This window comes from Mycobacterium sp. (assembly GCF_029961025.1).
Taxonomy (GTDB): Bacteria; Actinomycetota; Actinomycetes; order Mycobacteriales; family Mycobacteriaceae; genus Mycobacterium.
In genome coordinates, this window is record NZ_JASBVP010000005.1 from 181,994 (window position 1) to 194,850 (window position 12,857).

Consider the following 12,857-nt stretch of genomic DNA (forward strand, 5'->3'; position numbering starts at 1 on the left):
GTGCTAGAGTCAAGTTTGGATGTATTTCAATTACATCCATACGAAGGAGCTAAGAGTTAGTACGACACCGGGAACCGTCAATGGTTCAACAGTCAGACGGACTTCCAATCTCTCAGGCCTGACGACGTCGCAAAAGGACATTTGTTTACCGGGCATGAATTATCCCGGGATTCAATGGATTTCCGCCGGGACCGAGGAGAGTCAACGGCCTGGAGTTCGAGGCCCCCGGAGGCTCAACGGTGTTCAGGAGGCGAGATTGTGTCGCAATTTTTGCGCCAAAACGGCGGGCCCGAGTAGGCCGCCACCCCGATTAATGATGGCCGTGTTTGCCCGCTCGACGCGAAATTGTGGGCGCACGAAATATTGCACGCCGGCGAACGGAGGCAACGATGGCGATTACTGACATTGCGGCCTTTGCTCACCTGGCCGACGCCGACATCGAGGATCTGGCCGTCGCGCTGGACGCGATCCGGCTGGACATCGAGGATTCTCGCGGCGAGCGAGACGCGCGCTACATCCACCGCACCATTGCCGCACAGCGTGCCCTCGAGTTAGCGGGTCGGCTCCTGCTGGCGGGTAGCGCGAATCGTACGGCCCGCTGGGCCGGGACGCTGACGCTTGGTCTGGCCAAGATCATCGAGAACATGGAGATCGGCCACAATGTCATGCACGGCCAGTGGGACTGGATGAACGACCCGGAGATTCACTCCGCGACATGGGAGTGGGACATAAGTGGGACATCACAGCACTGGCGTTACAGTCACAACTTTCGGCACCACAAGTACACCAACATCCTCGGCATGGACGATGACGTGGGATACAGCACGCTGCGGGTCACCCGTGACCAGCCCTGGAAGCGCTACAACGTCGGAAACCTGTTGTTCAATGCCATCCTTGCGCTCGGGTTCGAGTGGGGAATTGGCTTGCAGACCATCGACTTCAGCAAGATCCTCAAGGGTGGCTCGGACCGTGAAACCACCCTGCGGCAGGTGCGTGAGTTTACCGCCAAGGCCGCACGGCAGGTGGTCAAGGATTACCTGGCGTTCCCAGCGCTGACCTCGCTGTCGCCTGCGGCGACCTACAAATCGACGCTGAAAGCCACCATCGCGGCCAACGTAATCCGCAACGTCTGGGCCAACGCGGTCATTTTTTGTGGGCATTTTCCTGATGGTGCAGAGAAATTCACGAAAACCGACATGATCGGCGAAACCCGGGGCCACTGGTATCTGCGGCAGATGCTGGGCAGTGCCAACTTCCACGCCGGGCCGGTGATGCGGTTCCTGAGCGGCAACCTGTGCTACCAGATCGAACACCACCTTTACCCCGATCTGCCCAGCAACCGACTACATGAGATCGCGGTGCGGGTCAGGAAGGTGTGCGAGAAGTACGATCTCCCATACACTACGGGCTCTTTCCTACTGCAGTACGGCAAGGCATGGCGCACCATCGCCAAACTGTCGCTGCCGAACCGCTATTTGCGGGACACCGCCGACGACGCCCCGGAGACCCGTAGTGAGCGCATGTTCGCCCGATTAGATCCTGATTTCGCGGGAACCGACCCCGCAACGGGGCGCCACCGCGGGCTCCGGACGGCGATCGCGGCAGTCCGCCAGCGGGCCGCCATCCCGCGGGCCGGTGATGACACAAGCCGCGACGGCGTCCGCGCGTGTCGCCAATCGGGCGGCGGAAGCCGGCGTATCGGCGGCTGACCTCAACGCCCGCGCGCCACGTCGTGGCCTACTGTGCGTGGCCGGCGCTCGCCTCGCCCTCGCGGGTCAGGCCCACGGCGAGGATGAGCTCCTCATGCAGCTCGAACCACACGGTGTGATAGGAGTCGATCATGGGGTGGGCCAACCAGGCCGTCCGTCCGGCCTTGACGTGGTCCAGGGCGCGTGTCAGCTTCGCCGTGTAGCCCCCTAGCCGCGGCAACTGCGCCGCGGCCGCCGCGATGATCGGCAGCACGCGCTGGTGCACGTCGTCGAGGCGGGCCAGTATCGCCGCGTCATAGCCAATGTCGTCGTGGGTGTTGGGCTTACCCTCTTTGAGCTGCCAGTCTTTCACCAGAGCCTTGAAATCGGCGTTGATCGGACGGAATTGGCTGTAGGCCGCCGCCAGCGCAGCCGCGTCAGCTGCGCTGCGCTCCTCGGCGAGCATCTCGCTCAGCCTGGCACGGCCGTGGTCGCTGAGCCGTAACGTATCGCCCTTGAGTAGCAGGCCCGATGCGCTCAGCGCGTCGACGGCCTGGGCGATGCTCGCGGGATTTTCACCCAAGGTCGCGGCCAGATCTGTCAGCGTCACCCGACCCTTCAGCCGGAGGGCCTGCAACACGGCCAATTCACTCATCGGGTCGCGAATACTGTGGCAATGAGCGGGATTCCGGTGTCGCGGGGCCGCAGCGGCCGGCCAGTCGCAGCGCGGCCAGCATGGTGATCAGCGGGGTGGCCGACCGTACGTCGGTGTGCCCGGCGGCCAGGGCGGCGCGCACCGCGGTCTCGGAACCGTCGTTGAGCTTCGGATAGCGCCCGCGGGTGTGCGCCCGCAGCGGGCTGATCCGCAGCGCGATGTCGGCTAACTCGCGCAACTCGGGTGTATCGGTTTCCGACCAGGCCGACAGCTTCAGCTCGCCGGCACGGACTTCGCCCGCGGTGCCGTCGACGGTGATCTGCTTACCCGCCAGCATTGCAGCCACCCCGTGGCCGCAACCGACCACGGCAACCCGGCCGAGCTCACGGCTGACCACCGCCGCATGGCTGGAGGCTCCGCCGACCTCGGTGACAACGCCACGCGCGGCCAGCATGGCGGGAAGGTCTTCGGGACGGGTGTGATGGTGTACCAGGATGACCGGCTCACCCCGATCGGACGCGGCCAGCGCGTCGTCGACGCTGACGCACGCTCTCCCCGACGCCACACCCGGGCAGGCCGGCAGGCCTTTGGCCAAAAGTGGTGCGGCCATCCGTGTTTCCGGTTGTAGCGACGGCAGTAACAGGGCTTCGACATGGGCGGGAGTCACTCGGCACAGGGTGGCGGTGTCGTCGATGAGCTCTTCCCGCCGCAGCGCCAGGGCCAACCGCACGGCGGCCTGTGCCGACCGCTCGGCCGCCCGTGTCTGCAGCAGCCAGAGCTTGCCGTCCTCCACGGTGAACTCAATTTGCTGCACATCGGACTCCAGCCGCTCCAGGCTGCGGGCGGCGGCCATCAGCTCGTGGTAAACCGCCGGTTGTTGATCGCCCAGGGCGCTGATCGGTTGCACGTCGACGGCACCAGACACCACATCGTCACCCTGCCCGCCGGGCAGCCAGTCCCCGAAGGGTTCGTTGGTCCCGGTTATCGGATTGCGGGAAAACACCACCCCGGATCCGGAACGGGAGCCGCGGTTGCCGAACACCATCGCCTGCACCACGACCGCGGTGCCACCGCGGTCATCGAGGCCGTGATGCGCGCGGTAGGCGATCGCCCGCGGTGAATTCCAGGAGGCGAACACCGCCCGAATCGCCTCCCGTAGTTGTTCGAACGGATCCGGGGGCGGTGATGCTGCACTGAAATTGCCGGCCGATCCGCTCGCCCCGATCACCACCCGGCGATATCCCCGGATGAACCGCCGGCGAGTGTCGCGGGCGAATGAGCCGCCGGCTAGCCCGGCCAGGGCGTGCTGAGCGGCATCGGTCATCCCCAGATTCAGCACCGTGTCCATCATCCCGGGCATCGAGTGGGCCGCGCCCGAACGCACGCTCACCAGCAGCGGATGCGGCCCGCGCCCGAAAGTCCGGGATGTTTCCGCCTCCAACCAACCTATCCCCGCACGTACGTCGTCCCAGATCGCAGTCATCGTCGCCTCGGGCTCGGCGAGATAGCGCGCACCGGCCGCGGTGGTGATGCAGAACGCGGGCGGCACCGGCAAACCGCAGCGGCGCATCACGTCCACACCGCGGCCCTTGGTGCCCAGGATCGCACGGGACCGGCCCGCGGTGCCGTCGAGCAGCAGCACCGTGGTCGCCGGCTTGACGGACGTCGCTGAATGCGCGCTCGACGTGCTTTCGGCGGCACCGGTATCGGGCATGGCACGAGTCTAGGGCGTGTGGCCGGAGGCACCGGCAGCCCACGACGACGCCTCGATGAACCAGACCGGCACGGGCGCTCGCGCTGATCTAGGTTGGAAGCCATGAGCGCCTATGATGTCGGGTTGCTGATGCTGCGCCTGGTGCTGGGCCTGACTCTCGCCGCGCACGGCTACAACAAATTTTTCGGCGGTGGCCGGCTGGCCGGCACGGCACGCTGGTTCGAGAGCATCGGAATGAAACCCGGAACGTTCCACGCCACCGTCGCCGCGACCACCGAGATCAGCGCCGGGCTGGGGCTGGCCGCCGGCCTGCTCACACCGATACCGGCGGCCGGCTTCGTCTCCCTGATGCTGGTCGCCGCCTGGACCGTGCACCGGCCCCACGGCTTCTTCATCTTCAATGAGGGCTGGGAGTACGTCATGGTGCTGGCCGGCAGCGCTGTTGCGGTCGCGACGCTGGGCGCCGGCCGGCTCAGCCTCGATTGGCTGATCTTCGGACACAATTGGCTCGACGGCTGGGCGGGCCTGCTGCTCTCGGTGTTTCTGGGTCTGGCCGGTGCCGTCGGCCAGTTGCTGATCTTCTACCGGCCGTCGGTCACCCAGACCGGGTAGTCGGTGAGTCGAGCCGGTCCGCTGCCGCTGACCGCATCATCGGTGACGGCCGCTCCGTGAGAGTGTTTTGGCCTACCGTGGCGAAAAGCCGCCACTCTCCCGGTACGCCCTTGAGCACGTGCGTGCCACGCTCCTGGAACGCAATCCCGGAGCCGGTCACAAGGTCCTTGACGGTGCCCGACACGAGGATTTCTCCGGCCTGGGCCAGAGCAGCGATGCGGGCCCCGATGTGCACGGCGATTCCCCCGATGTCATCACCGCGGATCTCGCACTCGCCGGTGTGCAGACCGCATCGAATGTTGACACCCAATTCGGGCATGCGCTCGGCGAGGGTAGTGGCGCAGCGGAGCGCGCGGGTGGGCCCGTCGAAGGTGGCCAGGACCCCGTCGCCGGTGTGTTTGACGACGTGGCCGCTAAACCGGGCGATCTCGGTGCAGGTGGTCTCGTCGTGGCGCTCGAGGAGTTCACGCCAGCTTGCATCGCCGAGTTCTGCGGCGCGGCGTGTGGAGTCGACGATGTCGGTGAAGAGCACCGTGGCCAGAACTCGGTCGGGAACGTGCTCGTGGCGCTGGCCGGTAAGGAACTCCTCAACCTCGCCGGTGATGGATATGATGTCGCCGGCCGATGGCCAATGATCGACGCCGTTGAGTTCGACGAGCTGCGCCGAGGGGATGTTCGCGGCGAGTTCGCGCGCGAATTCCACTGGGATTGCGTCGTTTTTGCGGTGCAGAACAAGTGTTGGAACATGGACGCTGCCGAGGATGTCGCGCACATCGACTTGGGTGAGGATCGCTTCAAAGGTCAGCCGGGCCATCTTGGGGCTCATGCCGGCCCGTTCCAGCGCACCGACGGCCCTTCGGGAGACCGGGCGGTCACGCAGGCTTGGCGCCGCCCAATCGATGGTCTGTCCCTCACCCCAGTGGTCAATGGTCGCCCGGACCCGAGTCATGAGCTCGATCCATTTCGCCCGGCCCGGTGAACCGTCGTAGTCGAGCACCCCACTGGCGAACGTCCCGAGCAGGACTAGCGCGCGGACTCGCTGCGGATAGGTCGCGGCGAACAGCATGCTGATCGGCCCACCTTCGGAAAACCCGAGCAACGCCACCCGCTCGCAGCCGGCGGCGTCCATTACCGAACGTAAGTCGTCGGCGCGGTTTTCCAGGGTAGGCACTCCTTCGACGGGGTCGGATAAACCGGTACCGCGCTTGTCGTACAGAACCACCCGTGCGAACGAGGCCAGTTCCCCGACGAACGTCGCCCAGCCCGGATCGCTCCACATCATGTCGACGTGCGAGATCCAGCCGGGAACGATCACCAAGTCCAGCACACCGTCGCCGACGACCTGATAGGCGATGTTGCCCTCGGGGCCGTTCGCGTAGCGCGTCTGGGGCTGCTCGACCATTGCACTCAGTATGCACCTCAATTCACAAGCCGTGTTTGGGGCGACATGAAGGCTTGCAGCAGGACCGGACGTCGATACCCGCGGTCGGTTCGGCACACGAATCCGCAGATCGCCGACAACGGCCCGCCGGCGACTCCTCCGGCTGCCTGACTCCCGAGGCCCCGTCTGCTGGGTTAGCTGCAGGACTGCCTCGGCGATTTCCGTTGGGTAGTCCTCCTGCAGGAAGTGCTTGCCGGGTAACAGGATTGGGTGACTAACGCCTGGCCAGTTCGGCCTGTATACCGCAGCGTCACGACGACAACGCGGAATCCCGCACACCCCAGACGATCTGGACCGGATACGGTGGGTTGCGCACCGCCGATAGGTAGCGGCGTTGTTTGTCGGCGGTGAGCTTGAAGCCACGCATGATATTCAAAAAGGCGCGACCCCGTCATCGCCGAGCAGCAGTGTGACGTAGCAGGAGATTTCGGCTGCGAAGACCTGCCGACTCACACCCAGAAGCCGCATCGGCAAAACGAAAGCCGGGTGGATCGCCGATGTCGTGCACCACAAGGTGAAAGCGGTCGAGGAGCTAACGCGTCACTCGCCGACGCGAGCCAGCTGCCCAGGCCGGGTCGGCTGTAATCGGCATCGGCGGTACGCTCGGCCAGCCCCGGACCCGGCAAATCAACCGCAATGCCACGGGCTTGAGAGGATCTTCGATGGCAGGATATTTAGCCGCTCTGACGATTGTGCTCCTGCTTGGCATGGTATTGACGAGGGTCTACCTGCTGCGAAAAGCGGGAATAAAAGCGATGCATTTCGGCAAAATCGACAAGACCGACTTTTTGCTTCCGCCCTTTATGCTGTTCTACTTTTATACAATTTTCGCCGCCGCCTTCGACTGGCCGTTGGTGAGCACTCAGAAGTTTATCGAATCCGATCTTGTTGCCTGGATCGGCGTCGCGCTGTGCTTCGGCGGCCTGCTGGTGGTGCTGATCAGTCTCGTCTCTTTCGGCAAGAGTTTCCGTGTCGGGATCGACGTCGACAACCCGGACGAGCTGGTGACGACCGGTATATTCGCGGTCAGCCGCAATCCGATCTATGTCGGCTTTGTCTTGGTGTTGATTGGCCAGTTCTTAGTGTTTCCGAATTGGATTCCGCTGGTCTATCTTGTGGCCGCGAGCTGGCTTATCCACCGTCAGGTGTTGCGCGAGGAAGAATTTATGCGCAGGCACTACGGCCAGCAATACGCGGAGTACTGCAAGCGGGTCAGAAGGTATGTGTGAGGGGTCGCTGCGCTACCGGCCGGCGCGGCCCGCTTCGCCGGCGCGACGACGAAACGGGTGACTGACCCGGGGGAGATGCCGACGATGCCGCCGGCTGGCCCCCGGGGTGGTGCGCGGATTAGCATCGAGCGCAGGCAAGGATCGGGATGCCCGCAACTGGTGGGTGCACACATGGACGTCACCAACGTGATCGAAGATACCTGGGCGCCCCGGCTGGTGCGCAGAGGGAGCGCATGCCGAAGCGGTCGTTTCCTTAGGTCCGTGGTGGCGACCACTTGCGTGGCGTTGCTGGGCGCACCAGTCCCATCCGCGTCCGCCCAGCCGTGCCCCGACGTCGAGGTGGTGTTCGCCCGCGGCTCCACCGAGCCACCCGGTGTTGGCGTGGTCGGACAGGCATTCATCGACGCGCTGCGCCCGCAACTCGGCTCGAGATCGCTCGGGGTGTATCCGGTCAACTACGCGGCCGCATTGCCTGCCAGCAGCGATTTTGCTGACCGCGTTGCGTTCGCCAAGACCTTCGTCGACGGGCTCAGGGACGAGGGCGCCCATGTCGAATCCATGGCGGCGAACTGCCCCGACACCAGGCAGGTGCTGGGTGGATATTCGCAGGGCGCCGCCCTGACCGGTTTCGTCACGTCGCCAGTCCTACCGAAGGAAGTGCCCGCAAAGTACGTCTCGTACCTGCCCAAGCCGATGCCGCCGGAGGTGGCCAACCACGTCGCTGCGGTGGTCCTGTTCGGAAAACCCTCAGATCTGTGGATGCGCGAAAATGGTGCGCTGCCGGTCACAATCGGCCCGCTGTACGCCCCCAAAACCATCGAGTTGTGCGCTCCCGATGACAACATCTGCAATGGCGCTCCCGATGTGCAGCCCACCATCGCGCACGTGATGTATGCGGTGAACGGCATGGCGGGCCAAGGCGCGGACTTCGCCGCGCGTCACCTCTAGCCCGATCGGCATGCCGCCGCTAGCGACGATGTCGTGACCGCCGAGCGGGCCGGATGCGGCTGAGCCGGCTGCCGGCTTCGGCTGAACGATAGTGCGACGAAGTCCGCGTCCACTAGCCTGCGCTCGCGCGAACCTCTTTCGCCGCGGCCACCATGTTCTGCAACGACGCGGTCGCCTCGTCGATCGTTCGGGTTTTCAGCCCGCAGTCGGGATTGACCCACAGCCGTTGCGCCGGAATGGCTTTCAGCGCCGCACGCAGCAGCGTCACGATCTCGTCGGTGCTCGGCACCCGCGGTGAGTGCACGTCGTACACACCCGGCCCCACGCTGTTGGCGAAGCCGACGGCGTTTAGGTCGTCGAGGATCTCCATGTGCGAGCGGGCGGCCTCGAGGGAGGTGACGTCGGCGTCCAGCTCGGCGATGGCGCCGATCACCTCACCGAACTCCGAGTAGCACAGATGGGTGTGGATCTGCGTCGAGTCGGCGACGCCGGAGGTCGCCAACCGGAAGGCCCCGACCGCCCACTGCAGGTAGGCGTTTTTACCGGCGTTGCGCAGTGGCAGTTTTTCCCGCAGCGCGGGTTCATCGACCTGAATGATTGCGATGCCCGCGGCCTGCAGATCCACGGTCTCGTCGCGAATGGCCAACGCGATCTGGTAGGCGGTGTCGGCCAGTGGCTGGTCATCCCGGACGAACGACCAGGCCAGGATGGTGACGGGCCCGGTCAGGATACCCTTGACCGGTTTGTCGGTGAGCGACTGCGCGTAGCTGATCCAGTCGACCGTCATCGGATGCGGTCGCGCGACGTCCCCGTAAAGGATCGGTGGGCGCACGCAGCGGGTGCCGTAGGATTGCACCCAGCCGTTTTCGGTGGTGACGAAACCGTCGAGCTGCTCGGCGAAGTACTGCACCATATCGCTGCGTTCCGGCTCGCCGTGCACCAGCACGTCCAGATCGAGGCGTTCCTGCAGCGCGATCACCGCGGCGATTTCCGCCTTCATCCGCCGCACGTACTCGGCCTCGTCGATCTCACCCGCCCGCAATGCGGCCCGGGTGCGGCGGATCGTGGGGGTTTGCGGGAAGGAACCGATCGTGGTGGTCGGCAGCAAAGGCAGGTGCAGCCGCGCGTCCTGGCTGGCCCGACGGTCCGCCGCGGCGCCGCGCTTTACCCCGGAGGCCATGATCGTGTCGATCCGGGCCCGGACCTGCTCATTGTGTAGCCGCGGATCCGAGCGGCGAGATGCCACGGCGGCCGCAGAGGCCGCGATCTCGTCGGCCACCGCGTCACGTCCGTCGCGCAATGCGCGAGCCAGCGTCACCACTTCGTGCACCTTTTCGGCGCCGAAGGCCAGCCAGCTGCGCAGCTTATCGTCCAGACCGCTCGCGCCGGAGGCCTCGAGGGCCAGCGAGTACGGCACGTGCAGCGTCGAGCACGACGTCGAGACCGCCAGGGCGCCCACCGAACCGAGCAGCGTAGCCAGCCGGCTCAGGGCCGACTCAAGATCGGTGCGCCACACGTTGCGCCCGTCGACGATGCCGGCCACCAGCGTCTTGTGCGCCAGCTCCGGCACCGAGGCCACCGCGGTGCCGGCACCCGCAACCAGATCGACCCCAATCGCTTCCACGGGAGTGCGGGCCAGCGCGGGCAGCGCAGCGCCGGGGTCGCCGAAATAGGTGGCGACATGGATCCCCGGCCGTCTCGTCACCGAGCCCAGCGCCTGGTAGACCCGCTCGGCTAGCGCGGGCGCGTCGGGATGCAGGTCGGTCACCAGGACCGGTTCGTCGAGCTGCACCCAGGCCGCACCGGCCTCGGCGAGCAGCGTCAGCAGTTCGGCGTAGACCGGCACCAGCTCGTCCAGCCGCTCGATCGGGGCACCCGCGCCCGTCACCGCCTTGCTGAGCAGCAGAAAGGTGATCGGGCCGATGACCACCGGACGTGCGGGAACCCCTTGCTCCAGCGCCTCTTTCAGTTCGCCAAGCACTTTCGTCGGGTTCAGCGCGAACCGCGTGTCCGGGCCGATCTCGGTGACCAGGTAGTGGTAGTTGGTGTCGAACCACTTGGTCATCTCCAGCGGCGCGACGTCATCGGTTCCCCGCGCTACCGCGAAGTACCGGTCCAGCTCGTCGTTGATCACCGCCGCCCGTGCCGGCAATGCACCGAGCATGACCGCGGTGTCGAGCATGTGGTCGTAGTAGGAGAAGGTGTTCACCGGCACCGAGTCCAAACCGGCCGCCACCAGGGCCGACCAGGTATCACGGCGCAATGTGGCGGCGACGGCCGCCAGCTCCGCCCGGCTGACCCGGCCCGCCCAGTATCCCTCCGTCGCGCGTTTGAGTTCGCGGTGCGGACCGATGCGCGGGGAGCCGGGGATGGTGGCGGTAAACGGCTGAGCGGTCACGAGTTCGTCCTCCGGTGTGCGTGATCTGCAACGGGGTGGTCACCGCCGGCGGACCCGCAGCCGCTGCAGTCGCGGTGCGGATGTCGACAGAATCGAGGTTACCGCGGACCGGGCCCGCAGGGAGCATCCGGCGACCCTCTGACCCAGCAGCGGCCCGCCGGCGGCATTGGTCAAGAATCGAAGCACGACACGTGAACCCAAGGAGATATCCATCATGGCCGAAGCCGTCGTCATCGAGGCGGTGCGTTCACCGATCGGCAAGCGCAACGGTGTGCTCTCCGGTGTGCATCCGGCTGATTTGTCCGCGCAGGTCCTCAACGCCCTCGTCGAGAGGGCGGGCATCGACCCCGAGATCGTCGAGGACGTGATCTGGGGCTGTGTCATGCAAGCCGGTGAGCAGGCGCTCGACGTGGCCCGGACCGCCCTGCTGGCTGCGGGCTGGCCGGAGAGCGTGCCGGGTGTGACGGTTGATCGCCAGTGCGGATCGAGTCAGCAGTCGGTGCACTTCGCCGCGGCAGGCGTGGTGGCCGGTCATTACGATGTCGTTGTCGCCGGTGGGGTCGAGTCGATGTCGCGGGTGCCAATGGGTTCATCGCTGGCTAACGGCGGCAGGCCGTATCCGGACGCTTTTCTGCAGCGCTACCACGGCGCCATCCCCAACCAAGGCATCGGTGCCGAGATGGTAGCCGAGCGCTGGGGTTTCGATCGCACCATGCTCGACGAGTTCTCCCTGGGATCACACCACAAAGCGGCTGCCGCTCAGGACTCCGGCGCTTTCGATGACCAGATCGTCGCTATTAAGGTGGCGGATGACCCAGAAAGGCCGGTGGTGCTCAAGGACGAAGGCATCCGCCGCGACACCACGATCGAGAAGATGGCCGGGCTCAAACCGGCTTTCAAAGCGGACGGCGTCATCCACGCCGGCAATTCCAGTCAGATTTCCGACGGCGCTGCCGCGCTGCTGCTCATGTCGGCGGACAAAGCGAAGTGGTTGGGACTCAAGCCGATCGCCAAGGTGCATACCGCCACACTGGCCGGCGCCGATCCGCTGATCATGCTGACCGCTCCCATCCCGGCAACCCAGAAGGCGCTCAAGCGTTCCGGTCTGAAGCTCGAGGATATCGGGGTATTCGAGGTCAATGAGGCATTCGCCCCTGTTCCGCTGGCGTGGCTGGCCGACATCGGCGCCGACGAGAAGAAGCTCAACCCCAATGGCGGCGCGATCGCGTTGGGCCACCCCCTCGGCGGATCCGGCGCGCGTATCATGACCACATTGCTGTATCACATGCGGGACAAGGGGATTCACTACGGACTGCAGACCATGTGCGAGGGGGGCGGACAGGCCAACGCGACCATTCTGGAGTTGCTATGACCGCAGCGGCTAACCAGCCTGCGGCGCTGGTCGAGCGCCGGGACAACGTCATGATCATCACCATCAACCGGCCCGAGGCGCGTAACGCCGTGAACGGAGCGGTGAGCACCGCGGTGGGGAACGCCCTGGAAGAGGCGCAGCACGACGCTGACGTGCGGGCCCTGGTAATCACCGGCGCGGGCGACAAATCGTTTTGCGCTGGAGCCGATCTCAAGGCAATCGCCCGCGGCGAGAATCTCTATCACCCGGACCACGGCGAGTGGGGCTTCGCCGGTTACGTGCGCCACTTCATCGACAAGCCGACCATTGCGGCGGTCAACGGCACCGCACTGGGTGGCGGCACCGAGGTGGCCCTGGCCAGCGACCTGGTGGTGGCCGAGGAGCGTGCCCAGTTCGGGCTGCCGGAGGTCAAACGCGGGCTCATCGCCGGTGCCGGCGGGGTTTTCCGGATCGTGCACCAGTTGCCCCGCAGGGTGGCACTGGAAATGCTGTTCACCGGTGAACCGATCAGCGCCGCCGAGGCGTTGAAGTGGGGCCTGGTCAACCAGGTTGTGCCCGACGGCACGGTAGTGGCGGCCGCGCTGGCACTGGCCGCCCGCATCACCGTCAATGCGCCGCTGTCGGTGCGGGCCAGCAAGCGGATCGCTTACGGGGCGGATGACGGTGTCGTGCCCGACGAGGAGCCGCACTGGGCGCGCACCGCCCGGGAATTCGCCGCGTTGCTGAAATCCGAGGACGCCAGGGAAGGGCCGCTGGCGTTCGCGGAGAAACGCCAACCGGTCTGGAAGGCGCGCTGACAG

The 12,857-nt window shown here is 65.8% G+C and carries 10 protein-coding genes; 6 read left to right on the top strand and 4 right to left on the bottom strand.

Annotation, left to right across the window (positions count from 1 at the left end):
• Window positions 1–389 precede the first annotated feature (389 nt).
• Window positions 390–1,709, top strand: a complete 1,320-nt coding sequence (locus QJR12_RS07350) for a fatty acid desaturase (protein WP_300580228.1) — start codon at window positions 390–392, stop codon at window positions 1,707–1,709.
• Window positions 1,710–1,737: 28 nt separating this feature from the next.
• Here QJR12_RS07350 and QJR12_RS07355 read toward each other — a convergent pair whose 3' ends face one another.
• Both QJR12_RS07355 and QJR12_RS07360 read right to left on the bottom strand, forming a co-directional pair.
• Complete coding sequence (locus QJR12_RS07355) at window positions 1,738–2,343, bottom strand: MarR family transcriptional regulator (RefSeq protein ID WP_300580230.1); 606 nt, start codon at window positions 2,341–2,343, stop codon at window positions 1,738–1,740.
• On the bottom strand, window positions 2,336–3,985 hold the full coding sequence (locus tag QJR12_RS07360; protein ID WP_300580488.1) for a pyruvate, phosphate dikinase: 1,650 nt from the start codon (window positions 3,983–3,985) through the stop codon (window positions 2,336–2,338). The genes QJR12_RS07355 and QJR12_RS07360 overlap by 8 nt, the downstream gene beginning before the upstream one ends.
• Before the next feature lie 174 nt (window positions 3,986–4,159).
• Between QJR12_RS07360 and QJR12_RS07365 the strand changes: the two genes are divergently transcribed.
• The gene (locus QJR12_RS07365) at window positions 4,160–4,669 is read left to right on the top strand and encodes a DoxX family protein (protein WP_300580232.1); all 510 of its coding nucleotides are present in this window, start codon (window positions 4,160–4,162) and stop codon (window positions 4,667–4,669) included.
• Here QJR12_RS07365 and QJR12_RS07370 read toward each other — a convergent pair.
• Window positions 4,653–6,071 carry an adenylate/guanylate cyclase domain-containing protein gene (locus QJR12_RS07370; protein WP_300580234.1) on the bottom strand — a complete coding sequence of 473 codons (1,419 nt, stop codon included), beginning with the start codon at window positions 6,069–6,071 and terminating at the stop codon, window positions 4,653–4,655. The genes QJR12_RS07365 and QJR12_RS07370 overlap by 17 nt on opposite strands.
• 701 nt (window positions 6,072–6,772) lie before the next feature.
• Here QJR12_RS07370 and QJR12_RS07375 point away from each other — a divergent pair.
• Both QJR12_RS07375 and QJR12_RS07380 read left to right on the top strand, forming a co-directional pair.
• Window positions 6,773–7,339 carry an isoprenylcysteine carboxylmethyltransferase family protein gene (locus QJR12_RS07375; RefSeq protein WP_300580235.1) on the top strand — a complete coding sequence of 189 codons (567 nt, stop codon included), beginning with the start codon at window positions 6,773–6,775 and terminating at the stop codon, window positions 7,337–7,339.
• A 264-nt stretch (window positions 7,340–7,603) separates the two neighbouring features.
• Window positions 7,604–8,287 carry a cutinase family protein gene (locus tag QJR12_RS07380; protein WP_300580237.1) on the top strand — a complete coding sequence of 228 codons (684 nt, stop codon included), beginning with the start codon at window positions 7,604–7,606 and terminating at the stop codon, window positions 8,285–8,287.
• Window positions 8,288–8,399: 112 nt separating this feature from the next.
• Here the strand turns inward: QJR12_RS07380 and metE are convergent, their stop codons facing one another.
• A complete protein-coding gene (gene metE, locus QJR12_RS07385; RefSeq protein ID WP_300580239.1) occupies window positions 8,400–10,685 on the bottom strand; it encodes a 5-methyltetrahydropteroyltriglutamate--homocysteine S-methyltransferase in 2,286 nt (761 codons plus the stop codon).
• 214 nt (window positions 10,686–10,899) lie between these two features.
• On the opposite strand from metE, the gene QJR12_RS07390 reads away from it, so the two are divergent.
• A complete protein-coding gene (locus QJR12_RS07390) occupies window positions 10,900–12,057 on the top strand; it encodes a thiolase family protein (RefSeq protein WP_300580240.1) in 1,158 nt (385 codons plus the stop codon).
• Window positions 12,054–12,854, top strand: coding sequence for a crotonase/enoyl-CoA hydratase family protein (locus QJR12_RS07395; RefSeq protein ID WP_300580242.1), 801 nt, complete (start codon window positions 12,054–12,056; stop codon window positions 12,852–12,854). The genes QJR12_RS07390 and QJR12_RS07395 overlap by 4 nt, the downstream gene beginning before the upstream one ends.
• Window positions 12,855–12,857: the final 3 nt, after the last annotated feature.